We start from the raw sequence: 23,427 nt of genomic DNA, 5'->3' as shown, positions 1-23,427 counted from the left end.
TGCGAACCTCAGGCTTTGGGGGTGTAGAACGGGTTGCTGATATGCGCGACAACGTCCTTCAGTTGCGCGGTTTCCGGCTTGCCGGTCAGGGCCGCGCGAATCGCCGTGCGGCAGGCGTTGTAGTTGTTCCGGTAGACCGCATCCAGGTCGTCGCAGGCCGGGTTGACCCAGTTGGCGGTGACGATGGCCCATTCGTCCTCGGCTTCCTTGGGCAGGGTGCCGTCGAGCAGCGCTTCGAGCACCGCCTTGGCGATACCGGCCTGCGACGCGCCCCAGGTGGCGTTGCCATGCAAGTCACTGCCAATGGCCGCCTTGTTGACGTACAGGGTCATCGGCTTGACCGGGATGTTCGGCTGGGCGATCACCATGAACGGGCAATGGCCCTGGCTGGGCGACGCCAGGCTGTTGGCGAAGGCCTGGCCCGCCGGGCCGTTGCGCGGGCCGATGAGGATATTGATGTGCGCGGCGTTCACGCCCGGACCTTCGAAACCTTCACCGATATAGAGGTCGAGTGCTTTCATGGACAGTTACTCCTGGAGCGTGGGGAAACAGGTGGCGGTCATCGGCCGCACACACGGTGCGTGGCAAGCGAGGCCGGAACGGGATAGCGAGGCGCGGGTGCCACGGACGTGGCAAAAACGAGACGGGATCATGGGCAAACACTCTTTGTTGTTATGGCTGAGCTGTGTTTGCGCTTTTGTAGCACCGCCCTTGTAGCGGCCTGTAACCAATAAAAATCATGGGGCCATGAGATTAGGTAATACCCTTGCCCGGCACCCTGAACGCTAAAGGAGCAGGCAATGAATCCATTGGTTTACAGCGGCGGCTGCCTGTGCGGGCAGATCCGCTTCCAGGCCCTGGGGCCGGCGCACAATCCGCACTACTGTTCGTGCAAGCTGTGCCAGCGACACACCGGCGCGCTCAGCGCGGCCTGGGTCGAGTTCCCCCGGGAGCGGGTGACCTGGAGCAGCGTGCCAGCGACCTTTCGCTCGTCCGACTATTCCAGCCGTGCGTTCTGCCCCCGGTGCGGCAGCTCCCTGGGAGCGATCGACGATGAACCCACCGTCGCCCTGCTGCTGGGCAGCTTCGACGACAACGACCAGGAACTGCTGAAGCCGACCCACCATTCCTACCAGGACGCACGCCCGGGCTGGTGCCAGGGCAGCGAATAAAACAGCAGGCGTGGCAGAATCCGCCGTCGTCACGAACAAGGAACGCTCAACCATGAAATTCGCCTACACCATTCTCTACGTCCCCGATGTCAGCGCCTCGCTGGCATTCTTCAACCGGGCCTTCGGCCTGCCGACCCGCTTCCTCCATGAGTCCGGCACCTACGGCGAACTGGAAACCGGCGCCACTGCGCTGGCCTTCGCCGCCCATGAGCTGGCCGGGATGAATTTCGACGGTGGTCACGTCGAGGCTCACCGTTCGGTAAAACCGCTGGGTATGGAAATCGGCCTGGTCTGTGAAGACGTGCACACCGCCCACCAACGGGCGCTGGATGCCGGCGCCAGCGAACTCAGCGCGCCAAGCGAAAAACCCTGGGGCCAGGTGGTGTCCTATGTGCGCTGCCCCGACGGCATGCTCGTAGAGCTGTGCACAGCGGTACAGGCCTAGCCTCCACACACACCAACCGTAGGAGCGAAGCTTGCTCGCGATGGCGTCCTCACCACCGCTATCGCCGGCAAGCCTGGCTCCTACAAAAGCAGCCACACGCCACTCAACCGTAGGAGCGAAGCTTGCTCGCGATGGCGTCCTCACCATCGCTATCGCCGGCAAGCCTGGCGCCTACGGAAGCAGCAACCCACACGCCTCCAACCCGACACGACTCGGGAATCTGTTCTAGGCTGGAACCGCTGGCGACTATCGAAATAGAGCCATCGAGCACGTGGAAACACATGGAAATGACTTTCAAGGAGAAACCCCATGTCTGCGATTCCTTCAAGAACCAACCGCTCTCCCCTGCGCATGAACAAGGACGTCACCGCGCTGATTCCGGACTTCCCCTTCCACTACGCCAACTACCTGCAAGAGGCCGAGGGCCGTCCACTGGGCAGTGTGGCAGCGGCGAACCACGGGCAAAAGGTGCTGATTGTCGGCGCCGGCGCGGCCGGCCTGGTGGCGGCCTATGAAGCGCTGCGCATGGGCCTGCATCCGGTGGTGGTCGAGGCTTCGGACCGCCTCGGCGGCCGACTCTACGCCAAGGTCCAGGGCGACCCCGGCAGCGAAGTGCTCTGCGAGCTGGGCGCGATGCGTTTCCCGGTCTCCGGCAAGGCGCTGTTCCACTACTTCCGCAAAGTCGGCATGACCGCGAACTCCACGGACTTTCCCAACCCCGGCACCGCCGCGGCCATCAGCACCGTGGTCGACTACCAGGGCGAGAAGGTCTATTACGAAGTGGACGGCAACCCGGCCTTTCCCAAGCCCCAGGAATACGTCGACCTGGAAAACCAGTTCTTCGACGAGTTCCTGGAGCACTACCACTTCGCCGCCATGGAAGCGGCCATGAGCGAAGGCAGCATCAACCAGCAGAAGATCAAGGAGCTGTGGGAGTCGGTGTTGAAGCCCGCCACGGGCACCAGCGGCGACGATGTCAGTTTCTACGCCGCGCTGCTGCAGAACTCCGGCTGGACCAAGGCCGAGATCGACCTGTTCGGGCAGATCGGCTTCGGCACCGGCGGCTGGAACACCGACTACCCCAACAGCATCCTCGAACTGCTGCGTGTGCTGTACACCGGCCTGGATGCCGACCATCAACTGATGTTCGACGGCTCCTCCAGCCTGCCGCAACGGCTCTGGTCGAAAACCCCGGGAGAACTGGGCGATACCCAGGTGTACTGGCCTGAAGGCACCACGGTCGAAGCGCTGTCGCGGGAAGTCTTCGCCGACCCGTTCCACAAGGAAGTCCGGCACATCGAGCGCCAGCCGGACGGCTCGTTCCGGGTCCTGATCACCGACACGCGCACCAACACCCAGCACCGCCAGGAATTCGCCAGCGTGGTCTACACCCCTCACGTGCGGATCCTCGACAAGCTGCGCTACTCCGGCACCCCGCAGAACCTACCCGCCATGGACAGCCTGCTGCCGCAGCCGACCTGGGAAGCCATCATGTATACCCACTACATGCAGTCGGCGAAGATCTTCGCCGCCACCCAGCGGCCGTTCTGGAACGACCCGGTGGCGGCCAACCAGCAGCGCAAAATGAGCATCACCCTCTCCGACCGGCTCACGCGCGGCACCTATCTGGTCGACTACTCGAAGAGCACCGGGACCTACAAGGGTAGCGGGATCTTCCTCTCCTACACCTGGAACGACGATGCCCTGAAATTCCTCGGCGATCGCCCCGACCCGCTGCCGCAGCATGTCGACCTGTGTACCAACCTGCTGGACAACATCTACCCGGCCATCGACCTCAACGAGCAATACAGCACGGTCAATCCGTTCGTGGAACACAACTGGGAGGACCAGCCGCTCTACCTGGGCGCGTTCAAGATGAACCTGCCGGGCCAGTATGAGTACCAGCGCCGGATCTTCTCCCAGTTCATGAGCGGCATCGACACCGGCAAGCCCGATCGCTTCATCCTGGCCGGCGACGATGTGTCATGGACCGCCGGCTGGGCCGAGGGCGCGGTCACCACCGCGCTGAACGCGGTGAACAAGCTGGCGGTCTGTTTCGGCGGTGGCAGCCTGCCGGGCAACCCGGGCCCGGTCGAGTCCTGGGAAAGCCTCAAGCCGATAGAACTGGGTTGACCGAACTGCCGTGAACCCGGCCCCCGCCGCTGCTTGCACGGCGGGGGTTTTACTTCGTGGTCTCCCCCACCGGACGCGCCCGGAACGATGCTGTAGCCTAGGGCATCGACTGTTCGCCCCCCCTGGGCGAACGAGCGCGCTGACGGTATGGAGAAGAAGGCAAATGGTGCAAGCGGGCATCGACGAGACACCCACCATCGGATCGAGAATCTGGACCTGGTATGGCCAGGACGAATACCGAAAAATCATCCTGGTCGGCGAACTCGGCCCGGCCCTGGAATTCCTGGCCCTGGATGCGGGCCCGCAGCGAGAGGAAATCGGCTGCTGCGCCGAATGCAATCTGTGGTCCGACCATCTCGATTACCTCGCGCACTTCGTGCAGCGTTTCCCTGCCCATCTGGCGCCGAACTTGCACTCGCGCCTGCAAAGCCTGTTGAGCGCCTGTGAAGCCCTGAGCCCGCAGGCCTATGGAATGACCCTCGAGGACAATGGCTTCGAGCATCCACAGTGGGCGCCGCTGCACCTGGGCGCCCGTGAGGCGCTGGAGCTGCTGGGTTGGCCAGAAGTGCGGGAACATATGGCCGAACTGACCGAAGAGTGTCGCGCAGCCCTGAAGAAATGGCCGGACTGACGGCCCTCCATTGGCTGGCGAGCCGGTTCCTGCTGCGGCAAAAGGATCAGGCGGGAGTGCGCGGCAAGGCGCGTTTATGGGCGGTGCGCCGATAAGCGCTTTCGATCAGCTCGCGCACGCTGTCGCTCACCGGCTCGCCCATCAGGTAGGCATCGATCTCCTCGTAGCTGCAGCCATAGGCGGTTTCGTCCAGCTTGCCCGGCGCCAGTTCTTCGAGGTCCGCGGTGGGTGCCTTGTGCACCAGGCGCTGGGGCGCATCCAGCGCCTCGGCCAGCAGGCGCACCTGGGTCTTGGTCAGCCCGGACAACGGCGCCAGGTCGCAGGCGCCATCGCCGAACTTGGTGAAAAACCCCATCAGCGCCTCGGCGCCATGGTCGGTCCCCACCACCAGGCCATTGCTGAAATTGGCCACCGCGTACTGGGCCAGCATCCGCGCCCGCGCCTTGACGTTGCCCTTGGCAAAATCCGTAAGGGCCGCCGAGGGTCGCAGCCCATCGACCTGCACCTGACTCATCAGGCCGTCGACACAGTCCGCAATGTTGCAGGTGCTGATGCTGTCCGGGCGAATGAAGTCCAGGGCCGCCTGGGCGTCGCTTTCGTCGGCCTGGCTGCGGTAAGGCAGGCGCATGGCGATAAAGCGCGCCTCGTGCCCGGTCTCGCGCAGTTGCTCCACCGCCAGTTGGCACAGGCGGCCGGCGGTCAGGGAGTCGACGCCGCCACTGATGCCCAGCACCAGGGTCCGGCAGCCGGATTCGCGCAGCACCTGCTGGATAAAGGCCACGCGCCGGGCTATTTCGCCCGCCTCGCCGCCGCGCAGCAGTTGCCGGTCGATGCCCAGTTCCCGGGCGATACGTTCTTGGGTCTGGCGAGTCATGTCAGGCCTCCAGGGGCGAGTGGGCAAGGTCGACGCTGAAGACCTGCGCCGCGTATCTGAGGAAGGATGGGTCTTCGCAGACGTTCTTGATCGGGTCGTCGGAGAACTTCACCACCGGTTCGCCATGCACCCGCACCAGCTTCATCACGATGCTCAGCGGCTCGACGCCGTCGACGTCGCAGGCCAGGCTGGTGCCCATGCCGAAACCGAACCGCGCCTGGCCCCGCACATGGCGCAGGATCGGCAGGCATTTCTCGAAGTTCAGGCCGTCGGAGAACATCAGGTCCTTGCTCCGCGGGTCGATGCCCAGTTCGCGGTAGCGGGCCAGGACCTTGTCGGCCCAGAGCAACGGGTCGCCGGAGTCCTGGCGCAGGCCGTCGTAGAGCTTGGCGAAGTACAGGTCGAAATCCTTGAGGAAAAAGTCGGTGCTGATGCAGTCGGTCAGGGCGATGCCCAGGCGGCCGCGGTATTCGCGCACCCAGTTTTCCAGCGCGGCGTTCTGGCTCTCGCGCAAGCGCCCCAGTTGCTGGTGCACCATCAGCCACTGGTGGGCCATGGTGCCGATCAACGGCAGGTCGAACTCATAGGCCAGGTGCGCATTGCTGGTGCCGACGAAGACCCCGGGGAAATCGCTGCTCATGATCTTCACCACTTCGCGCTGGGCCTTGAACGACAGGCGCCGGCGGGTGGAGAAATCCGAGACGCGGAATTCGGCGAGTTCTTCGCGGCTGGCGTTTTTCTCCAGCCATTCGAACTTCTGGTACAGCCGGCGGCTGACATCCTCGAGCTCCACCTCCGGATACCGCTGGCGGTTGCGCAGTTCGCTGACCATGGCCAGCACCGGCTGCTCGAACATGATGCAGTGCAGCATCGGCCCACGCACGCGGATGCTCAGCTGGCCATCGAGGGCGGCCACGTGGATGTAGCGCAGGTTGAAGCGGAACAGGCCGAGGAACTGCTCGAAGTCCGGGGTCAGGTATTCGCGAAAGCGCTTGTTGAACAAAAAGCGCTGCTCGCCTTCACGCATCTGCAGGCCCGCGAGCTTCTCCAGCTCCTGGCGGATTTCCGGGATCAGGTGCACCAGGGACTCCCTGGAGCGCACGATGAACTGGTACTCCACCTCGACATTCGGGTGCTGGTGCAGCACCGCCTGCATCATGGTGAAGGTGTAGTAGTCGGTGTCCAGCAGGCTCTGGATCACGCCGTTACTGCGATCGAATGCACTGTCCATGGTGCCTCCTCACATACCGATCAGTCTGGTGGTCGCTTCGCGGGTCGCGGCTATCGCGATGCCCGCTTGTTGCATGTCCGCGATCGCCCGGGTAGCGCCCTCGGCACTGATGGCGCGGCAGGCCGGCAGGTGGACGATCACCTCGAAACCCGCGGCGGCCAGTTGCAGGGCGGTGGTCTTGACGCAGAAGTCCAGGGCCAGGCCGCCGACTATCACCCGTTGCACACCCTGGCTCTTCAGGAACTCGATGACCCCGGTGGACAGCTTGCCGTGCAGGTCGTGGTAGCAGGCGCCGTAGGGGTGCAGGTCCGGCTCCACGCCCTTCCACACGAAGTAGTCGTAGTCGTAGGGAGCGGGCAGCTCGTCGAGCAGGGTGAAGCCCTCGGTGCCCGGCACGCAGTGGCTGACCCAGGTCAGGTCGGCGTGTTCCAGGCCGGTGGGCTGCAGCATTTGCTCGTGCCCGGCCACCACCCAGGGAGCCTGGGGACTGTGGGCGTCCTTGCTGCCCACCCGCAGGCTGGCCAGGGTCGCCATGAAATTCAGCTCGCCACCGATACGGTCGCCCTCGGCCACTGGCAACTCGTTCGGGCACAGCGGGGTGAAGCTCTTTTGCGCATCGACATCGAAGGAAGCGGTTTTCATTGTCTGGCTGTTCATGCTGGGTCTCTCCTCTGCATGAACCATAAAGTACATGTCATGTACTTTCATTGCAAGAAGTTCTTGGTCGATCATCTTCCACTAGCAAAATAATTCAATGCATCCGAGAGATTTCCCGGTTAAAGCAAGCGATGATAAAGTACACGTCATGTACCAAAAAAGGAGAAGCCGATGTTTGAACTGGCCCTTTACGGCGGCGCCTTCAACCCGCCCCACGCCGGACATGCCCGGGTGATGCTCGAAGCCGCCCGCCACGCCCGGCGGGTGCTGGTGGTCCCCAGCTTCCGCCACCCGGATGGCAAGTGCATGGCCGACTTCGAGCAGCGCGTGAGCTGGTTGCAGGCCATCACCCGGCACCTGCAAGCGCAGAGCCCCGCCGAACTGGCGGTGAGCCGGGTGGAGCAGGCGCTGGCCCTGGCCGATCCCGCCCCGGTCTACAGCTACACCCTGCTGCAACGGCTGGCGGACGACCTGGCCCTTGACGGCAAGCGCATCGCCCTGGTGGTGGGGGAAGACGTGGCGCGCCAGCTGCCCGGATTCCATCGCGGCGCGGAACTGCTGCGGCGTTTTTCCATCCTGCGCATCGAGGAGCAGCCCGGGGTGCGCAGTACGGTGCTGCGCCAATACCTGGCCCGCGGCGAAACACCACCCAGCCACTGGCTGGCCCCGGGGATGAATCCGCTAAACTACGGCCTCTACGCCGTCCACGGAAGTTGATATGCACGACCGCCCCCCCCTCCCCAGCGCCTATCTGCACACCATCGACCTGTGCCTGCTGCGCTATAACCGCGAACGCCTCGAGCTGGAAATCCTCCTCCACCAACGCGACAGCGATCCCTTCGCCGGGCACTGGGCACTGCCGGGCATCGTGGTCAACGGCGACGTCGAGGACCGCAGCCTGAACGATGCCGTGGAACGCCTACGGCGCTCGAGCAAGGTGGACATGCCCCTGGCCTGGCTGGAACAGGTGGGCACGGTGGGCGACGCCTTTCGCGATCCGCGCTGCTGGTCGTCCTCGACCTTTTACCTGGGAATCGCCAGCGAACTGCTGCAGCCTGGCCCGAAGCAGGGTTTCTTCGCCCTCTCGGAGGTGGCCAGCGGTGCTTTCAAGCTGCCCTTCGACCACAACGACCTGGTGGCCCAGGCGCACGAACGGCTGTTTTCCAAATCCCTCTACAGCAGCCTGCCGCTGATGTTCCTCGGCAACGAGTTCAGCGCCCCCGAGGCGGTGAGCATTTTCTCCCTGGTGCTGCGCCGACCCGTGCTCAAGACCAGCATCCGCCAGCGCCTGCTGAAGATGAGCGAAGCCGGCTACCTGCAGGAAACCGGACGCAAGAAAAGCGGCGACGGCGGCCGGCCCCAGGCCACCCTGGAGAACCTCAAGCCCGCCGCGCTGTACCTGTTCGATCGTTGTTTCCTGGAGTGATGCCCGTCATGAGTACTGCCCCCCTCAGCCAGTGCCTGCTGGAGACCCCCTACTTCAAGGTGGTCCGCGAGCAGGGTTATTTCATCATCAAGGAAGCCCAGGCGGTGAACGGCGTGGTAGCCGTGCCGACCCTGGCCGATGGCCGGCTGATGCTGGTCAACCTCAAGCGCCGGGCCATCGGCGGCCACTCCATCGAGTTTCCCCGGGGCGCCATCGATACCGGGGAAAGCGCCGCCGACGCCGCCGCCCGCGAGCTGCTGGAGGAAACCGGCTGGCAGGCCTCGCATGTGCGCGAACTGGGGATGCTGCACAGCAACACCTCGCTGCTCGCCAGCGCGGTGGCGGTGTGCCAGGTACAGATCGCCGAGCAGCAGGCCGCGGCCACCGACGGTGAAGTGGACAACCTGCTGTGGGTCAGCCGTCAGGAATTGCTGGCCATGATCGCCAGCGGAAAGATCACCGATGGCCACACCCTTTCAGCGGCGATGATGCTGCTGGCCAGCGAGTCGGCCTAGGCCGGCCGCCCCCATTTTTCCAGGGCGAACTCGACGAAGCTGCGCAGCTTGGGCAGGCGGTAGCGGTCCTGGGCATAGAGCAGGTGCATGGCCCGCCAGGGCAGTTCGTAATCCTGCAGCAACGGCACCAGGCGGCCTTGCTGCAAGTCCTCCTCCACCAGGGCATCGGGCATCATCACCACCCCCAGCCCGCCCCGCGCCGCCCGGTGCAGGCCGGACGAAGTGTTGGTCAGCAGCGAGCCCGACACCGGCACCAGCACGTCGCCCTCGGGCCCGCGCAACGGCCACTGGGTCGCGGTGGAACTCCATTCGTCGCCGGCCGGATAGGCGAACGCCAGGCAATTGTGCTGCTGCAAATCCTCCGGGACCTGCGGCGTGCCGTGGCGCTCCAGGTACTCCGGCGCGGCGCAGATGGTCAGGGTGTAGTCCTCCAGCGGCCGGGCGATCAGCGACGGGTTGTCCAGGTTGCCCAGGCGAAAGGCCACATCGAAGGCACCGTCGATCAGGTCGAAGCGCTGGTTGGCCAGCGTCAGTTCCACCTTGACCTGCGGGCAACGCTGGCGGAACTCGCTCAGGGCCGGCGCCAGGCGTTCGGTGCCGAAGGTCAGCGGCGCGGTGATGCGCAGGGTGCCGGACGGCTCGCCCTGGACCTGTTCGGCCATGCGCTCGGAGTCCGCCACCAGCCCCAGCACCGCCAGGCAACGCTGGTAGTACTCGGCGCCGAACTCGGTCAGGCGCTGGCGACGCGTGGTGCGATTGAGCAGGCTGACCCCCAGGCGCTGCTCCAGGGCTCGCAAATGGTTGCCGACCATGGTGGTGGACAAGCCGCATTCACGAGCGGCCGCCGTCATGTTCCCCGCCTCCACCACCTTGACGTACACCGACATCGCCTGGAACAGATCCATTATCAACCCTGACTTGAAGATGATTAAAGAATTGACGAGTTTATCTAGCTCAGGTGGCTAACGATACTGCCAGCACACCCCCTGGATGGAGCTGCCGCCATGACCGCCACCTGCCTGATGAACACCTATCAACCGCTGCCCCTGAGCTTCACCCGCGGCCTGGGCACCCGCCTCTGGGACCAGGCCGGTCGCGAGTACCTGGACGCGGTGGCCGGCGTGGCGGTAACCGGCGTCGGGCATTCCCACCCCAGGCTGGTCAGCGCCATCAGCGAACAGGCCGGCCTGTTGCTGCACACCTCCAACCTCTACGGCATCGACTGGCAGCAGCGCCTGGCGCAGCGGCTGACCCGCCTGGCCGGCATGGACCGGGCCTTCTTCAACAACTCCGGCGCCGAAGCCAACGAGACCGCGCTGAAGCTGGCGCGCCTGCATGGCTGGCATAAAGGCATCGAACGGCCGCTGGTGGTGGTCATGGAGAACGCCTTTCATGGCCGTACCCTGGGCACCCTGGCGGCCAGCGACGGGCCGGCGGTGCGCCTGGGGCTCAACACGTTGCCAGGGGACTGTCTCAAGGTGCCCTTCGGCGACCTCGCCGCCCTGGAGCAGGCCGCGCAGGCCCATGGTCCGCGCATCGCCGCAGTGCTGATGGAGCCGATCCAGGGCGAAAGCGGCATCCGCCTGCCGCCGCCCGGCTACCTCAAGGCCGTGCGCGCGCTGTGCAGCCGGCGCAACTGGCTGCTGATGCTCGACGAGATCCAGACCGGCATCGGCCGTACCGGCCAGTGGTTCGCCTGCCAGCACGAAGGCGTGGTCCCGGACGTGATGACTCTGGCCAAGGGCCTGGGTAACGGCATCCCCATCGGTGCCTGCCTGGCCTGGGGCAAAGCCGCGCACCTGTTTACCCCGGGCAGCCACGGCAGCACCTTCGGCGGCAATCCGCTGGCCTGCCGGGTGGCCTGCACCGTGCTGGAGATCATCGAGGAACAGGGCCTGCTGGCCAACGCCAGGCGCCAGGGCGAACACCTGCTGGAGCGTTTACGGGTGGAGCTGGCGGAGCATCCGCTGGTGCTGCAGGTGCGTGGCCTGGGGCTGATGATCGGCATCGAGCTGAAGGCGCCGCTGCGCGACCTGGCCCTGGTGGCGGCGCGGGATCACGGGCTGCTGATCAACGTCGCCCGGGGCACCACCATCCGCCTGCTGCCACCGTTGATCGTCGACGAGCGCGAGGTCGAGATGATCGTGCGGGGGGTGTGCCGGACGCTGCAGGACGCCGCGGCCACTGAGGCGAAAGCTCCAGGCATGCTGGCGGTGTCGTGAAGGGCGGCCGGGGATCAGGCGAACGCTATCGCGAGCAAGCTCGCGCCTACAGAAACAGCGGTGCCCCTGTAGGCGCGAGCGTGCTCGCGGTGCGCTGGATCAGGAAAACGGCAATGGCCGGATTCAATCGTCCAGCGGCTTTGGCGGCTCGGCGGGCTTGCCCGCTTTGCCAGCCTTGCCGGCATGGGCCGCCTTGGTCTCCGCGACCGGCGCGGGCGCGGGCGCGGCGGCTTCCTTCTCCGCGGCCGGCAGTTGGTCGACGGTATTGAAGACTTCCTTGAGTTCGATGGCCCCGGAATGCTCGAGTTTCTTCTCGCCGTCCTTGCCCACCAGGATCACCTTGGTCTGCGCCCCGGCCCCCAGCTTCAGGCTGCGGATCAGCGCCATGGTCGATTGCGGGTCCAGGTCCTTGCCGTCGCGCTGGCCGATGGTGTTGATCACCGTGTAGAGCACCATGTTGCGTTCGCCAAAGGCCTGGCGGTTGGCCGGCTCGTCGAGGGACTTCTTCAGTGCCACCAGCGTCGGGTCCACGGTGCTGGGGGCGATGACGATCAGCGGGCGCGACTTGCCCTGATCCTGAGCCAGAGGGCCTTCGTTGTCGGCCGCCAGTACGGGGCCGGTGACAGCGAGCAACGTTGCGAGGGTCAATGACCGAATGAACATGCGTCTCTCCTTTGGGTATCCACGTCCTAATGATTGCGCATCAGGGAAAAAGGTCCAGACCCGGACTCAAATTCTGACATTTTCCTGGCCGTTCTCCCCCGCGCCAGCAGCGCCACCACCGCTCCGCCAGCGTGCCGCCATCCACCCCGGGTGCCATTGCCGGATCGGCCCGGACCGCGCCGTCCGGCATGATCGACCGGCGTCGGCGCCCACGCCAACCGGCATGGCCCATGCCGTTCTGGCATGAGGCCATACGAATTCGTCATCATTTCCATCGCGGCGCCGTGATAGCCTTCATCCCGGCCATAACAAGACCGCCCGCCTGGCCTTGCGCCCCGGCGCGGCGTCACCCGCCGCTTCATACCTGCTTGTTTCGTCTTCATCTGCCCAGGTTTTCGCAGCGAACTTCAACCACGGGTTCGCTGGACGACCGATTGCATTTTTGACTCGACGCTATCGTCGGCATCTCTTTTACCTCCTTCCGGGAGTTCGTATGTCCAGGCTGTCTCATCAAGATTTACGCCGTAGTTTCCGCGAGTTGATCGCTTCAGACTCCTGCTTTCACACCGCCTCCGTCTTCGACCCGATGTCGGCGCGGATCGCCGCCGACCTGGGGTTCGAAGTGGGCATCCTCGGCGGCTCCGTCGCCTCGCTGCAGGTGCTGGCCGCGCCTGACTTCGCCCTGATCACCCTGAGCGAATTCGCCGAGCAGGCCACCCGCATCGGCCGCGTCGCCCAGCTGCCGGTGATCGCCGACGCCGACCACGGCTACGGCAACGCCCTCAACGTGATGCGCACCGTGGTCGAGCTGGAGCGCGCCGGCGTCGCCGCCCTGACCATCGAGGACACCCTGCTGCCGGCCCAGTTCGGCCGCAAATCCACCGACCTGATCTCGGTCGCCGAAGGCGTGGGCAAGATCCGCGCGGCCCTGGAAGCGCGGGTCGACCCGGAGCTGTCGATCATTGCCCGGACCAACGCGGCGATCCTGCCGATCCAGGAAATCATCAGCCGCACCCAGCAGTACGAACGCGCCGGCGCCGACGGCATCTGCATGGTCGGGGTCAAGGATTTCGAGCAGCTGGAGCAGATTGCCGAGCACCTGACGGTGCCGCTGATGCTGGTGACCTACGGCAACCCGGCGCTGCGCGACGACGCCCGCCTGGCGCAACTGGGCGCGAAGATCATCGTCGACGGCCACGCGGCCTATTTCGCGGCGATCAAGGCCACCTACGATTGCCTGCGCGAACAGCGGCAGATCTTCACCCAGGCCTCGGACCTGAGCGCCACCGAACTGGCGCATACCTACACCCAGCCCGAGGATTACATCGTCTGGGCCAAGGAGTTCATGAGCGTCAAGGAATGAGCTGCTAGCCCGGCCTCCCCACTTGCGATCACCTGGACCCACGGGTCCAAGGTGGTCGAAAGCCCAGCGGTTTCACTGCAACCTTCCCCCTTCCGGCTTCAACGCATCGCCCACGCTGTCGAGGATCTGCCCGATGGTCCAGGGCTTGCGGATGAACGACACCGGATAACGGATGCCGGAACTCTGCGGCGTCTCATACCCCGACATCACCAGCACCGGCATCGCCGGCCAGCGTTCGCGCACCCGGTTGGCCAAGCCCGCGCCATTCAAGGTGCCCGGCATGGTGATATCGGTGAGCAGCAGGCGAACCTGTTCCGGATGGCGATCGATGAATACCAGCGCTTCATCCGCCGTGGGCACACCCTGGGTGGCGAACCCCTCGTCCTCGAGGATTTCGCAGAGGAATTCCCGGATCGTCGGCTCGTCCTCGACCACCAGAATCAGGCGGCATGGCAGGCCGGTATTCCCGGGTAACGTGGGACTCATGACAATGACGCTCCCTGACAACATGAACGACCGGCGCCCAAGGCGCCATTTGCAGTTATGAGCGACGCCGGACGGATAAATTCACTCGACCTGCCGAGCTACCGGACAAGACACCGCGCGTGCCGTCGGGTACGCCGACGGTAGGGGGATCACTGCCAGGGGCGCCGGCAGGATTACCGGAACGCCACGGGCGACATGGCAGGCCACAGTGTCCAGAAAAGGCTGGAGCTTTAGCCCGGGAAGCGGCCGCGGCCGGTACGGATCGCTGCCGAAGAAATTTTCCCAGTGGCCAATCAGCACCATCCGTGGCCGCGACACTGTCAGCAAGCCCCCGGGGTAATCGCGTACCTGGGTCCAGGAAGCGGCGCTGAGGATCTCCACGTCGATTGCCTTGCCATCGGCCAGCGCAGGCGGAAAGCCAAAGGGCGGCGGCGCGCCGGAGTCCTGATAGTGCAAGCGATACACCGGCTCACCGCGCTCGTCGAGCAGGTCGATCAACCAGGCCATCGGTTGCCCCGGCTTCCACTGCCAGACGTAGACCGGCGTGTATTCGAGATCGACCACATACCCGCCGGGAATCAGGTTGATGCCGGCGACATGCCCGGCGTGCAGGCTCTGGATCGGCATGGCCCGCACGCGCCGACCGGTGGAGTACAGCCAACTCCCCCCCGTCGGCGGCAACCAGGCGCCATCGGCCTGCCGGGGACGGGCCATGGCCCACTGTGCGTTGACCACCCGCAGCGGATCGACCATGGCCCGCAACATATGCGCCACCGAGGAGGAACCATAGGCCAGGGCCCTGGGGCTGTGTTTTTCCATCACCCAGGGGACATCCAGCAGATGGTCATAGTGCCCGTGCCCGATCAGCAGCATGGTCACGTCATCGGCGCGTGGCATATAGCGGTCGATGCGCTTGTGGTCGGCCACCACCCGCAGTGGCGGCAGGAGGCCTTAGTTCAGGGAATCGGGATTGCTGAACGACGGCGCCAGCATTACCCCTTCCCCACCCCAGTGCAGCAACCAGCCGCCCACCCCGAGAAACTGGATCTTCGGCTCACCGACCACGCCCTGCTCCCGGTAGAGACCCGGCATCCTGTCTTGCGGATCACCGACGCAGCCGCCGAGCAGCAGCACGACAAGCAACGCGACAATTGGCATCACCTTGCTCCCCTATTGTCCGAACCGCTTCCACACCCGTCGGACCCGCGCCTAGCCACCCTGGGAAACATCGATCACCCGCACCTCCATCTTTCCCGAGTTGTTCCAGTAGAAGCCGGGCACGTCGTTGGCGCAGAACTGCAAGCGCCCCGGCGGTAGGTCGGACCAGACCTGATCGCTGCCGCCCAGCAGGCGCCAGGGCGACTTGCCCGTCGGCCCCTCAGTGCGCACCAGCAATGCCATCCAGGTGGCCTCGGGCAGGCGCCGAGCCCAGCCCAACCCCTCACGGACCCCGCCCGGGTGTGCCACGCCCTCCGGCCCGGTCGGTGGGTCGCTGGCATCGCACCACAAGCCTTCCACCAGGAAACGGTAACGATGCCCGGCCTCGATCTCGAATTCGCTGGGGACACAAGACTTGTCCGCCAGCACCTCGATGGGACGGTTCTGCAAGGGAATGGTCATGGCTGCCTCCGTTCGATGCTGCTGGCCAGGTCCACCTGGCGGCGGCGCAGCGCCCGCTCGGCGACAGGTTGCGGCAACGCCAGAGCATGCCGGGCCGCGCCCTGCCCACGAATGCGCTCCAGCGTCGCGCGGATCGTGGCTTCGTCGTTGTCGAAATCGCCATGGTGGCGGGCCGCGGAAGCATTCCGATGGCCCATCGGCAAATCGTTGGGGGCCCGCACCCAGTCGGCGTTCGAGCCACTACCGAACAACTGCGCCAGATCGACTTCACTGGCGACGAACCGCGCCATCCCGAGGATCGGCTCACCCTCGGGCCGGATCAGCGGTATGCGCACCCTATCCTCGAAGGCGTCGCCGACCAGATACAGCAGGGACTTGTTGTAGATGTGCGCGCAATGATCATCCCGCTCGGCCTGATCGGTCAGGGTGAACAAGCCGAATTTCTCGATCCGCTTGTCGCGGATCGGCGCCAGGTAGCTCTCGCGGAACAGCTTGACGGTGCAGGCCGGCGCCCACAGATGGCAGCTGGCGATCTTCGTCTCCAGCCCCTTCAACTGGCTGCCCGCCAGCGGCCCGCTGTCGATCGCCCCCTTGCCCACCAGATACTGCACCAGCGGCGCCAGCAGAATACTGCCCGCACTGTGCCCGACCAGATGGATCTCTACGCTCGGATCCTGCGCAGCCAGGCGCGCCAGGGCCTTGGCCACCACCCGCGCGCCGCCCGCGGCACTGACGGTGGCACGCAAGCCGTTTTCCTTCATTTCGTCCCACTCGGCCTTACCGGTGAGCAAGCGGGCAATAGGCTCCAGCGCATCGTCCAGGCGGTCGAGCATGAAGTCCTTCGTCGCGTCCAGCACGCCTTCGGAGCGCCGACGCCGGGCGGCATCGGCCAGCATGTTGCCCAGGGTGCTCCAATAGTCGGTCTTCCAGACGAACGCCAGCGGATAACACTCGGCCGGTAACATCGCCGCACGATAGCCGGCCACGGTCTCGATGGCCCCTGCCTGGGTCACCAGGCCGCCGTGGGCATAGACCACGATGCGCTTTTTCCCCCAGCCGGCGGTAATACGCGGGAAGTCCACCTCGAATATTTCCTGCACGCTGGCCGCGGTGGTCGCAAGGTCGCCGCGTGGGTTGAAAGCGCCGTCGTTACCCAGGCTGATGACATGCGGGCGAATTTCCCGCAGGGTCTCGCTGGACGACGACGCCGTCAGCACCTTGGCCGGCGCCGACGTCTGCAGCGGCGCACGCAGGCTGATCGGCGCACCGAGCCGCGCGACCCAGGCGTCCGCGCCGTTGACCAGCCAGTCGTCATAGCGCAGGTGGGCGAAACCGCCGTGTCCCCACGTCTCGCCCCAGGAGTTCTGCAACCAGAAGCCATCCTGGTCGTAGGCGACTATCGCGAAGGCGTGTCCGCCGAGCACGTTCGCCGAGGGCTGGATGCGGCCATCCGCGGCGACCGCATACCAGCCGTCGTGCACCGTGGCACTGGCATATAGCACGCCCACCTCGGCGATCGCCGAATGCATGGCAACGATATCGGTGTGATTGACCCTGAAGTACGCCCCCAGCGGACGCTGCGCCGCCTCCTCGGCCAGCGCTTCGGTAAGGGTCGTGACCTGATTACCGGCCGGCCACTTCAGCGCCGGGCACACCCCGTGCTTGTACCAGCCCTTCATCGCCCCGCGACAACTGGAGCCCTCGTCCACCTCGCCGGCCCATTCGTCATAACGGCGGGCCAGCTCATACAGCATGTGCGGGCTGACATCGGTGTTATCGAACTGATAGCGACGGGTGCGCAGCAAGTAATGGGCCACCGTCGCCAGTCCATAACCGGTGCAGGCGTTTTCGTGACGCTGGTCGAGCACCGGCACCTGGGCCTTGCGGTAGTCGCTCAGCTCCCGGCGTACCGGCACTTCCACCAGGGTCGGAACATACATGCTGTCGCGAAAATCCAGGCCGTCCGGGCGTACGTTCAAGACCCGCGCAGACGCCGCGCTGAGCTGGCCGTGGGTGGTTTTCTTGCTGGCCGGCGTGCTGGCCCTGGCGGCGCTGGCGGTCTTCTTGACGGTCTGGCTTGTCGCCGGTTTCGGCGCGGGCCGTTTGGATGCAGATGCCATGTTCACGCACTCCCTGCTGTTGTGACGGGACTGGCACCGCTGGCGCCAGGTGGCGCTCACCAGCCATGTGGGTGACTGAGCTGAGCATAGTCAAGGGCCATGCCGATCGCCTTGGCGTCGGACCGCCCGTCGCCAAGCGGTCAACGCCCGAACGCCGCCTGCGCCTGGCAATGTCATTTGCCTTCGCGCCACGAAGCCTAGGACAATGATTTCCCGGCAGGCACAGCGCCGCCCACTATTCTCAAGCCATGGGCCCGCAAGGGCCGGTGGTCCCGCTTTCAAGGAATCCAGAATGCAACCAAGACAAGTCATCAACGCTTCGGTCAGCCCCAAGGGCAGCCTGGAGACTTTGTCCCAACGTGAAGTACAGCAACTCAGCGAAGCCGGCTCCGGCAGTATCTACACCCTGTTCCGCCAGTGCGCCCTGGCCATCCTCAACACCGGCGCCCACGTCGACAACGCCAAGACCATTCTCGACGCCTACAAGGATTTCGAAGTCCGTATCCACCAGCAGGACCGCGGCGTGCGCCTGGAACTGCTGAACGCCCCGGCCGACGCCTTCGTCGACGGCGAGATGATCGCCAGCACCCGGGAAATGCTGTTCAGCGCCCTGCGCGACATCGTCTACACCGAAAGCGAGCTGGCCAGCCAGCGCATCGACCTGGACAGCTCCCAGGGCATCACCGACTACGTCTTCCACCTGCTGCGCAATGCCCGCACCCTGCGTCCGGGCGTGGAGCCGAAAATGGTGGTGTGCTGGGGCGGCCACTCGATCAGCACCGAGGAATACCAGTACACCAAGAAGGTCGGCCACGAGCTGGGCCTGCGCAAACTGGACATCTGCACCGGTTGCGGCCCGGGCGTGATGAAGGGCCCGATGAAGGGCGCGACCATCGCCCACGCCAAGCAGCGCATGAGCGGCAGCCGCTACCTGGGCCTGACCGAGCCGGGGATCATCGCCGCCGAGGCGCCGAACCCGATCGTCAACGAACTGGTGATCCTGCCGGACATCGAGAAACGCCTGGAAGCCTTCGTCCGCGTCGGCCACGGCATCATCATCTTCCCGGGCGGCGCCGGCACCGCCGAAGAGTTCCTCTACCTGCTGGGCATCCTCATGCACCCGGACAACCGCGACCTGCCGTTCCCGGTGATCCTCACCGGGCCGAAAAGCGCCGCGCCCTACCTGGAGCAGCTGCATGCCTTCGTCGGCGCGACCCTGGGCGAGGCGGCCCACGGCCTGTACCGGATCATCATCGACGACCCGGCCGAAGTCGCCCGGCAGATGACCGAGGGCCTGAAAGAGGTCAAGCAGTTCCGCCGCGAACGCAACGACGCCTTCCACTTCAACTGGCTGCTGAAGATCGACGAAGGCTTCCAGCGCCCGTTCGACCCGACCCACGCCAACATGGCCAGCCTGGCGTTGAACCACGGGCTGCCGTCCCACGAACTGGCGGCCAACCTGCGCCGCGCGTTCTCCGGCATCGTCGCCGGCAACGTCAAGGACAAAGGCATCCGCCTGATCGAGGAAAAAGGCCCGTACGAAATCCACGGCGACCCGGCGATCATGCAGCCGCTGGACCAGTTGCTGCACGCGTTCGTCCAGCAGCACCGGATGAAGCTGCCGGGCGGCGCGGCCTACGTGCCGTGCTATCGCGTGGTGAGCTGAGCCACCGCTGACCGCCACCCCTGGCGCAATGCCGGGGGTTGCAGAGGCGGCATGAACGCCCGGCCGGCGGCGCGCCGGGCGTCCAGGGAACTCCACCGTGGCGCCGCGCATCCTAGGTTATGTGGTACTTCCTTTCCGCCCACGCTGTTGGAGGACGCCCTCATGCGCCGCCTATTGCTCGTTTCCTCGTTGTTGCTCTGTCTGCCCGCAGGTTCGGCCATGGCCCGTGTCGACGCGGGCGATGTCGCTACCTCGGCCGGGGTTTCCGCCTCGCTGTACTCGACCTTCAAGGACGATAAGCGGGTGATCCCCGCCCGTGACGATGCCAGCAGTTTCGTTGCCAGCGGCGGCACCATCCGCGGTGTCTACCTGGAGTCGGTGTTGCAGAAAATCCGCCAGGAAAACCCGGGGCTCAACGCCAGCGATGAAGACCTGGCCAGGGCGATCCTTACCCAGCAAACCCTGCCTGCCGGGCAATAGCAGCCCGAAGCATAGTGCGCCGCGCGACCGGGATGTCGCGCGGGCACAGGCCTTTTACCCCAGCAGCCCCGCCACGGCCGCCTGGCCGGCGAACAGCCCGCGACCGATGGCCCGGGCCGTGCGCAGGTGCTGTTGCGGGTCCCGGCTTTCCGACTCCAGCAACAGTTCCGAGGTCAGCACCTGCGCGCCGCAGTAGTCGAAGATCCCATGGTCGATCTGGGCCTTCATCGCCGCGGCGTAACCATGGCGCCCGTAAGTGCCGGCATCGGCCCCGGCGACCCCGAGCAAGTGCACCCGCAGGTGCCCGAGTTGCTTCTCGAAGGTATTGGCCTGCAGGTTGAAATCGAACGCCCAGCCATTGGCAAACACCCGGTCGATCCAGCCCTTGAGCAGCGCCGGCATCGACCACCAGTACACCGGATAGACCAGCACCAGCGCATCGGCGCGGTCGATGCGCGCCTGCTCGGCCAGCACGTCGGCCGGCGGCGGTGCCTGGCGGCGATGCACCGCATGGTCCGCCAGGTTGAAGCGGGGGTCGAAGGCTTCGGCGAACAGGTCGGCGATCTCGAACGAATGTGACGGCCCCAGGCCCTCGGCCACCTGGGCCGCGAGGCTATGGGTGAGGGAACGGGAGTCGTGGTGGGCAACGACGATCAAGGCGTGCATGGCGAATACCTCCAGCCAATGGATTGAGGGCCGCAACCGAGCCCTATATACTTTCGGTAAGTTACGAACAGTAAGTTACTTTTGGTATATAAGCATGTCAAGCACCCCACCCGAGGTTCCATCCCCCCGCCGCCGCCTGTCGCGGGAAGAACGCCTGCAGCAGTTGCTGGAAACGGCCTGGCAACTGATCGGTGCCGAAGGCACCGAAGCCCTGACCCTGGGACGGCTCGCCGAGCTGGCCGGGGTGACCAAGCCGGTGGTCTATGACCATTTCGTCACCCGCGCCGGGCTCCTGGCGGCGCTGTACCAGGATTTCGACGCCCGCCAGACCCTGCTGCTGGATGCTGCCCTGGTCAACGCCGAAGCGACCCTGGCCAGCCGCGCGAGCGTCATCGCCAGCGCTTATGTCGACTGCGTGCTGACCCAGGGCCGGGAGATCCCCGGGGTGATCGCCGCACTGGCCAGTTCACCGGAACTGGCGCGCATCAAGGAGGAGTACGAGCGGATCTTCCTGGAAAAATGCCGCAGCGCCCTCGCCCCCTTCGCGGTGCCCGGGCACATCGCGACAGCGGGCCTGCGGGCCATGCTGGGGGCGGCCGAAGCCCTGTCCCACGCGGCGGCCACCGGAGAAATCAGCCGCGAGCAGGCCCGCGACGAATTGTTCGAGAGCATTGTCGCCATGGTCGAGCGCAGCGCGCGGCGTGGCCGCTAGCCCGCCTCGCCGTCCAGCGCCGCGGCAGCTCGCTCGGAGCCGAACCACCAGCTGACGAAGGCGCACACCGCCATGACACCGCAGGTGCCGACAAACACCGTGCGCATGCCCAGGTGCCCGCCGACAAAGCCCCCGGCCAGGGGGCCGAGCACCTGGCCGACGTACTGGCTCGATGTCGAGTAGCCGAGCATCCGCCCGGCGATGTTGTCCGGCACCGAGTGGCGAATGATGCTGGAGATGCAAGGCAGCAGGCCGCCCAGGGCCAGGCCCATGAGAAAGCGCAGCAGCACCAGTTGCCACGGCGCGCTGACCAGCGCCTGGGGAATCAGCAGCAGCGCCGCCACGGCCAGGCAGACGGTAAGCACCCGCCAGTGACCGACACGGTCGGCCAGCTTGCCCAGTTGCGACGCGGAAATGATGCTGCCCAGGGCTGCCGCGGACAGCACCAGGCCTGCCATCAGGGTGACGTTCTGGGCCCGCAGTTCCTGCAGGTAGACGGTGATGATCGGCTCGATGGACAGGGTCGCGAACATCAGCAGGCAGGCCACCGCGAACATGCTCAGCAGCGCTTTCTTGTCCTTCACCGCCGCCCAGCCCGGCGCTGGCGCCAGGCCTTTTAGCAAGGCCTGGCGCGGCTCGCGCGGGGCCTCGCGCAACAGAAAGGTGGTCGCCAGGAACGTCACGAAGATCACCGCCCCGGCCATGAAGAAGGTATTGCGGATGCCGATCAGCGGCGGCAGCAGGCCACCGATCAGCGGCCCGGCCAGGCTGCCGGCCATGATCCCCGAGGACAACACGCCCAGCGCCCAGCCGGAACGGGCCTTGGGAGTCTGCGTGGCGACCAGGATGGTCGCCCCCGAGGCATAGCCGCCGAGCAACCCCGCCAGCAGGCGCAACAGCACCAGTTGCCAGACATTCTCCGCCAGGCCGATCAGTGACATGGCCACGGCCATGCCGAGGCTGGCGCGGATCAGCATCAGCTTGCGCCCGTAGCGGTCGCCCAGGCGGCCCCACAAGGGCGCGGTAAGCGCTGCCGACAGAAAGGTCGCGCCAAAGGCCACGCCCGACCACTGGACAATCGCCGCCGGGTCGCTGACGCCCAGTTGCTCGACATACAGCGGCAGGAACGGCAGCAGCAGGGTCATGGCGACAATGGTGGTGAACGCCCCCAGGGCGCACACCGCGAGGTTGCGTTGCCAGTAGCGTTCGACGGCAGACGGGGTCGGCGGGGTGGACATCGGGGCGCTCCATCGATCAGGGACGGGGCCACGCTACAGGTTGGATTCCGATAAATAAAATTCATGTTTTTTATGCAGTGGATTCCTCCATGGAATCCCAATGACGGGTCAACGCCGCTGCCAACGCTTGCGGGCATGCAGGTACGCGGCCAGGTCGCCATACCCCAGCTGGCTGGCCATCCGCGCACGGCTCTCGCCGAGAAACTCCAGTTGCTGCTCCAGCTCGGCGCGGACCTGGTCGAGCAACTGGCGAAACGTCAGGCCCTGCTCTTCCAGGCGCCGCCGCAGGGTGCGCGGGCTCTGGTACAGCGCCTCGGCCTGGTTTTCCAGGCTGGGCACCACGCCGCGGGCCAGGCTCTCGCGCATGGTGGCCGCGACCTTGCCGCTCCAGCCGCTCAGTTGCAGGCGCTGGGCCAGCCGGCGGTCCAGCTCGCTGCGCAGCAACTCCTCCATGCCGGCGTGGCGGCTCGACAGCGGCAAGTCCAGGGTGGCCTGGTCGTAGTACAGGCAGCTGTGCGCACAATCGAATGCCAGGTTATCGCCGAACCATGGGCGGTATTGGTCGTGGTAGGCCGGCCGCGGATGGCTGAAGCAGGCACGCACCGGCACGACCGCCCGGCCGGTGCCGCGGCGCATCTGGGTCAGGGCCATCACGCAGTAATGCTCGGTCACGTAGCGGGTCAGCCCGGCGGGGCGTCGATGCACAATTGCGCGCCGAGCAGATCGCCGTCGCGGACCAGCTTGAGGCTGTCCATGTCCGAGGCCAGCACCGCGTAGTCCGCCCAGCACTGCATGGCGCCGCGCACATCGGGGCAATACAGGCAGAGGTAGGCCAGCACGTGCAGGTCCTGCGGGGTGAATTCGGCGAACAGGTGCAGGCCGATGGCCGGGTCGTGCTGCGCCGCCAGCCGCCACAGCTGTTCCAGTTCCAGCAGGTTGTAGTCCTGGCGATCGCCACGGGTCTGGCGCTGCAGCAGCCGCTCGAGCACGCGGCCGAGGTGGCCGCGATGAAAACGGCGCAGCGGCGGATTGGCCGCTTCTCCAGTGTTTTTGTCCAGTTCGCGCATAGGGTCGGGACGGCTCATGGTTTCTTATTGTTCGGGCCAT

25 protein-coding genes and 1 pseudogene are annotated in these 23,427 nt (G+C 65.7%); 12 read left to right on the top strand and 14 right to left on the bottom strand.

The features are described 5' to 3' along the window. Nucleotides 1–8: 8 nt before the first annotated feature. Nucleotides 9–521 carry a formaldehyde-activating enzyme gene (gene fae / locus TO66_RS12095; RefSeq protein ID WP_044462531.1) on the bottom strand — a complete coding sequence of 171 codons (513 nt, stop codon included), beginning with the start codon at nucleotides 519–521 and terminating at the stop codon, nucleotides 9–11. Between the two features lie 279 nt (nucleotides 522–800). On the opposite strand from fae, the gene TO66_RS12090 reads away from it, so the two are divergent. The 4 genes from TO66_RS12090 (at nucleotide 801) to TO66_RS12075 (ending at nucleotide 4,381) form a co-directional block, all read left to right on the top strand. Next, a complete protein-coding gene (locus TO66_RS12090) occupies nucleotides 801–1,172 on the top strand; it encodes a GFA family protein (protein ID WP_044462530.1) in 372 nt (123 codons plus the stop codon). 52 nt (nucleotides 1,173–1,224) lie between these two features. Beyond that, nucleotides 1,225–1,617 (top strand): VOC family protein, encoded by a 393-nt coding sequence (locus TO66_RS12085; RefSeq protein ID WP_044462529.1) that lies wholly within the window; start codon nucleotides 1,225–1,227, stop codon nucleotides 1,615–1,617. Nucleotides 1,618–1,926: 309 nt separating this feature from the next. Beyond that, nucleotides 1,927–3,750 (top strand): NAD(P)/FAD-dependent oxidoreductase, encoded by a 1,824-nt coding sequence (locus TO66_RS12080; RefSeq protein ID WP_044462528.1) that lies wholly within the window; start codon nucleotides 1,927–1,929, stop codon nucleotides 3,748–3,750. A 163-nt stretch (nucleotides 3,751–3,913) separates the two neighbouring features. Beyond that, on the top strand, nucleotides 3,914–4,381 hold the full coding sequence (locus TO66_RS12075; RefSeq protein ID WP_044462527.1) for a hypothetical protein: 468 nt from the start codon (nucleotides 3,914–3,916) through the stop codon (nucleotides 4,379–4,381). A gap of 46 nt (nucleotides 4,382–4,427) precedes the next feature. Here TO66_RS12075 and nadE read toward each other — a convergent pair whose 3' ends face one another. Genes nadE through TO66_RS12060 form a run of 3 tightly spaced genes read right to left on the bottom strand, consistent with a single transcriptional unit; the run spans nucleotide 4,428 to nucleotide 7,143 of the window. Further along, nucleotides 4,428–5,255: an ammonia-dependent NAD(+) synthetase gene (gene nadE, locus TO66_RS12070; RefSeq protein WP_044462526.1), complete on the bottom strand. Its 828-nt coding sequence runs from the start codon at nucleotides 5,253–5,255 to the stop codon at nucleotides 4,428–4,430. A gap of 1 nt (nucleotide 5,256) precedes the next feature. Continuing rightward, the gene (gene pncB, locus TO66_RS12065; RefSeq protein ID WP_044462525.1) at nucleotides 5,257–6,486 is read right to left on the bottom strand and encodes a nicotinate phosphoribosyltransferase; all 1,230 of its coding nucleotides are present in this window, start codon (nucleotides 6,484–6,486) and stop codon (nucleotides 5,257–5,259) included. Between the two features lie 9 nt (nucleotides 6,487–6,495). Beyond that, the gene (locus TO66_RS12060; RefSeq protein WP_044462524.1) at nucleotides 6,496–7,143 is read right to left on the bottom strand and encodes a nicotinamidase; all 648 of its coding nucleotides are present in this window, start codon (nucleotides 7,141–7,143) and stop codon (nucleotides 6,496–6,498) included. 171 nt (nucleotides 7,144–7,314) lie between these two features. On the opposite strand from TO66_RS12060, the gene TO66_RS12055 reads away from it, so the two are divergent. The 3 genes from TO66_RS12055 to TO66_RS12045 are packed head-to-tail and all read left to right on the top strand — an operon-like array spanning nucleotide 7,315 to nucleotide 9,084. Continuing rightward, a complete protein-coding gene (locus TO66_RS12055) occupies nucleotides 7,315–7,860 on the top strand; it encodes an adenylyltransferase/cytidyltransferase family protein (RefSeq protein WP_044462523.1) in 546 nt (181 codons plus the stop codon). A gap of 1 nt (nucleotide 7,861) precedes the next feature. Next, nucleotides 7,862–8,569 carry an NUDIX hydrolase gene (locus TO66_RS12050; protein WP_044462522.1) on the top strand — a complete coding sequence of 236 codons (708 nt, stop codon included), beginning with the start codon at nucleotides 7,862–7,864 and terminating at the stop codon, nucleotides 8,567–8,569. An 8-nt stretch (nucleotides 8,570–8,577) separates the two neighbouring features. Continuing rightward, nucleotides 8,578–9,084, top strand: coding sequence for an NUDIX hydrolase (locus TO66_RS12045; RefSeq protein WP_044462521.1), 507 nt, complete (start codon nucleotides 8,578–8,580; stop codon nucleotides 9,082–9,084). Here TO66_RS12045 and TO66_RS12040 read toward each other — a convergent pair. Beyond that, nucleotides 9,081–9,989: a LysR family transcriptional regulator gene (locus TO66_RS12040; protein ID WP_044462520.1), complete on the bottom strand. Its 909-nt coding sequence runs from the start codon at nucleotides 9,987–9,989 to the stop codon at nucleotides 9,081–9,083. The two genes, TO66_RS12045 and TO66_RS12040, sit on opposite strands and share 4 nt — an antisense overlap. 99 nt (nucleotides 9,990–10,088) lie before the next feature. On the opposite strand from TO66_RS12040, the gene TO66_RS12035 reads away from it, so the two are divergent. Further along, nucleotides 10,089–11,306 (top strand): acetylornithine transaminase, encoded by a 1,218-nt coding sequence (locus TO66_RS12035; protein WP_044462519.1) that lies wholly within the window; start codon nucleotides 10,089–10,091, stop codon nucleotides 11,304–11,306. Nucleotides 11,307–11,429: 123 nt separating this feature from the next. On the opposite strand, the gene TO66_RS12030 is transcribed toward TO66_RS12035, so the two are convergent. Beyond that, nucleotides 11,430–11,969: a DUF4174 domain-containing protein gene (locus TO66_RS12030; protein ID WP_044462518.1), complete on the bottom strand. Its 540-nt coding sequence runs from the start codon at nucleotides 11,967–11,969 to the stop codon at nucleotides 11,430–11,432. A gap of 493 nt (nucleotides 11,970–12,462) precedes the next feature. Between TO66_RS12030 and TO66_RS12025 the strand changes: the two genes are divergently transcribed. Next, nucleotides 12,463–13,332, top strand: coding sequence for an oxaloacetate decarboxylase (locus tag TO66_RS12025; protein WP_044462517.1), 870 nt, complete (start codon nucleotides 12,463–12,465; stop codon nucleotides 13,330–13,332). 72 nt (nucleotides 13,333–13,404) lie between these two features. Here the strand turns inward: TO66_RS12025 and TO66_RS12020 are convergent, their stop codons facing one another. The 5 genes from TO66_RS12020 to TO66_RS12005 form a co-directional block, all read right to left on the bottom strand. Next, nucleotides 13,405–13,818 (bottom strand): response regulator, encoded by a 414-nt coding sequence (locus TO66_RS12020; protein WP_044462516.1) that lies wholly within the window; start codon nucleotides 13,816–13,818, stop codon nucleotides 13,405–13,407. A gap of 81 nt (nucleotides 13,819–13,899) precedes the next feature. Continuing rightward, nucleotides 13,900–14,715, bottom strand: coding sequence for a hypothetical protein (locus tag TO66_RS12015; protein ID WP_156162061.1), 816 nt, complete (start codon nucleotides 14,713–14,715; stop codon nucleotides 13,900–13,902). Between the two features lie 54 nt (nucleotides 14,716–14,769). Further along, nucleotides 14,770–14,976, bottom strand: a complete 207-nt coding sequence (locus tag TO66_RS33310; protein WP_052506111.1) for a hypothetical protein — start codon at nucleotides 14,974–14,976, stop codon at nucleotides 14,770–14,772. Nucleotides 14,977–15,027: 51 nt separating this feature from the next. Beyond that, on the bottom strand, nucleotides 15,028–15,438 hold the full coding sequence (locus TO66_RS12010; RefSeq protein ID WP_044462515.1) for a hypothetical protein: 411 nt from the start codon (nucleotides 15,436–15,438) through the stop codon (nucleotides 15,028–15,030). Continuing rightward, on the bottom strand, nucleotides 15,435–17,558 hold the full coding sequence (locus tag TO66_RS12005) for a C1 family peptidase (protein WP_156162060.1): 2,124 nt from the start codon (nucleotides 17,556–17,558) through the stop codon (nucleotides 15,435–15,437). Before TO66_RS12005 ends, TO66_RS12010 begins: the two co-directional genes overlap by 4 nt. Before the next feature lie 292 nt (nucleotides 17,559–17,850). On the opposite strand from TO66_RS12005, the gene ppnN reads away from it, so the two are divergent. After that, nucleotides 17,851–19,224 (top strand): nucleotide 5'-monophosphate nucleosidase PpnN, encoded by a 1,374-nt coding sequence (gene ppnN / locus TO66_RS12000; RefSeq protein WP_044462513.1) that lies wholly within the window; start codon nucleotides 17,851–17,853, stop codon nucleotides 19,222–19,224. A 162-nt stretch (nucleotides 19,225–19,386) separates the two neighbouring features. Next, complete coding sequence (locus TO66_RS11995) at nucleotides 19,387–19,704, top strand: DUF2388 domain-containing protein (protein WP_044462512.1); 318 nt, start codon at nucleotides 19,387–19,389, stop codon at nucleotides 19,702–19,704. A gap of 54 nt (nucleotides 19,705–19,758) precedes the next feature. Here the strand turns inward: TO66_RS11995 and TO66_RS11990 are convergent, their stop codons facing one another. Beyond that, nucleotides 19,759–20,370, bottom strand: a complete 612-nt coding sequence (locus tag TO66_RS11990; protein WP_044462511.1) for an NAD(P)H-dependent oxidoreductase — start codon at nucleotides 20,368–20,370, stop codon at nucleotides 19,759–19,761. Nucleotides 20,371–20,464: 94 nt separating this feature from the next. Here TO66_RS11990 and TO66_RS11985 point away from each other — a divergent pair, with 94 nt between their 5' ends. Beyond that, entirely contained in the window at nucleotides 20,465–21,082 is a 618-nt protein-coding gene (locus TO66_RS11985; RefSeq protein WP_044462510.1) for a TetR/AcrR family transcriptional regulator, read from the top strand. On the opposite strand, the gene TO66_RS11980 is transcribed toward TO66_RS11985, so the two are convergent. Both TO66_RS11980 and TO66_RS34125 read right to left on the bottom strand, forming a co-directional pair. After that, nucleotides 21,079–22,320: an MFS transporter gene (locus TO66_RS11980; protein ID WP_044462509.1), complete on the bottom strand. Its 1,242-nt coding sequence runs from the start codon at nucleotides 22,318–22,320 to the stop codon at nucleotides 21,079–21,081. The genes TO66_RS11985 and TO66_RS11980 overlap by 4 nt on opposite strands. 108 nt (nucleotides 22,321–22,428) lie before the next feature. Further along, a pseudogene (locus TO66_RS34125) lies at nucleotides 22,429–23,387 on the bottom strand (AraC family transcriptional regulator ligand-binding domain-containing protein). Nucleotides 23,388–23,427: the final 40 nt, after the last annotated feature.

The sequence above is a fragment of the Pseudomonas sp. MRSN 12121 genome, from assembly GCF_000931465.1.
GTDB lineage: Bacteria > Pseudomonadota > Gammaproteobacteria > Pseudomonadales > Pseudomonadaceae > Aquipseudomonas.
This window is presented reverse-complemented; position numbering and strand designations above follow the sequence as displayed.

Coding starts and splice junctions, on each gene's coding strand:
- TO66_RS12020 (WP_044462516.1), bottom strand. CDS start 13,818: ATGAGTCCCACGTTACCCGGGAATACCGGCCTGCCATGCCGCCTGATT.
- TO66_RS12060 (WP_044462524.1), bottom strand. CDS start 7,143: ATGAACAGCCAGACAATGAAAACCGCTTCCTTCGATGTCGATGCGCAA.
- TO66_RS12050 (WP_044462522.1), top strand. CDS start 7,862: ATGCACGACCGCCCCCCCCTCCCCAGCGCCTATCTGCACACCATCGAC.
- TO66_RS12045 (WP_044462521.1), top strand. CDS start 8,578: ATGAGTACTGCCCCCCTCAGCCAGTGCCTGCTGGAGACCCCCTACTTC.
- TO66_RS12025 (WP_044462517.1), top strand. CDS start 12,463: ATGTCCAGGCTGTCTCATCAAGATTTACGCCGTAGTTTCCGCGAGTTG.
- TO66_RS11980 (WP_044462509.1), bottom strand. CDS start 22,320: ATGTCCACCCCGCCGACCCCGTCTGCCGTCGAACGCTACTGGCAACGC.
- TO66_RS12040 (WP_044462520.1), bottom strand. CDS start 9,989: ATGGATCTGTTCCAGGCGATGTCGGTGTACGTCAAGGTGGTGGAGGCG.
- TO66_RS11995 (WP_044462512.1), top strand. CDS start 19,387: ATGCGCCGCCTATTGCTCGTTTCCTCGTTGTTGCTCTGTCTGCCCGCA.
- ppnN (WP_044462513.1), top strand. CDS start 17,851: ATGCAACCAAGACAAGTCATCAACGCTTCGGTCAGCCCCAAGGGCAGC.
- TO66_RS12055 (WP_044462523.1), top strand. CDS start 7,315: ATGTTTGAACTGGCCCTTTACGGCGGCGCCTTCAACCCGCCCCACGCC.
- TO66_RS11985 (WP_044462510.1), top strand. CDS start 20,465: ATGTCAAGCACCCCACCCGAGGTTCCATCCCCCCGCCGCCGCCTGTCG.
- TO66_RS12075 (WP_044462527.1), top strand. CDS start 3,914: ATGGTGCAAGCGGGCATCGACGAGACACCCACCATCGGATCGAGAATC.
- TO66_RS33310 (WP_052506111.1), bottom strand. CDS start 14,976: ATGCCAATTGTCGCGTTGCTTGTCGTGCTGCTGCTCGGCGGCTGCGTC.
- TO66_RS12015 (WP_156162061.1), bottom strand. CDS start 14,715: ATGCCACGCGCCGATGACGTGACCATGCTGCTGATCGGGCACGGGCAC.
- TO66_RS12030 (WP_044462518.1), bottom strand. CDS start 11,969: ATGTTCATTCGGTCATTGACCCTCGCAACGTTGCTCGCTGTCACCGGC.
- TO66_RS12090 (WP_044462530.1), top strand. CDS start 801: ATGAATCCATTGGTTTACAGCGGCGGCTGCCTGTGCGGGCAGATCCGC.
- TO66_RS12005 (WP_156162060.1), bottom strand. CDS start 17,558: ATGGCATCTGCATCCAAACGGCCCGCGCCGAAACCGGCGACAAGCCAG.
- TO66_RS12035 (WP_044462519.1), top strand. CDS start 10,089: ATGACCGCCACCTGCCTGATGAACACCTATCAACCGCTGCCCCTGAGC.
- TO66_RS12080 (WP_044462528.1), top strand. CDS start 1,927: ATGTCTGCGATTCCTTCAAGAACCAACCGCTCTCCCCTGCGCATGAAC.
- pncB (WP_044462525.1), bottom strand. CDS start 6,486: ATGGACAGTGCATTCGATCGCAGTAACGGCGTGATCCAGAGCCTGCTG.
- TO66_RS11990 (WP_044462511.1), bottom strand. CDS start 20,370: ATGCACGCCTTGATCGTCGTTGCCCACCACGACTCCCGTTCCCTCACC.
- fae (WP_044462531.1), bottom strand. CDS start 521: ATGAAAGCACTCGACCTCTATATCGGTGAAGGTTTCGAAGGTCCGGGC.
- TO66_RS12085 (WP_044462529.1), top strand. CDS start 1,225: ATGAAATTCGCCTACACCATTCTCTACGTCCCCGATGTCAGCGCCTCG.
- TO66_RS12010 (WP_044462515.1), bottom strand. CDS start 15,438: ATGACCATTCCCTTGCAGAACCGTCCCATCGAGGTGCTGGCGGACAAG.
- nadE (WP_044462526.1), bottom strand. CDS start 5,255: ATGACTCGCCAGACCCAAGAACGTATCGCCCGGGAACTGGGCATCGAC.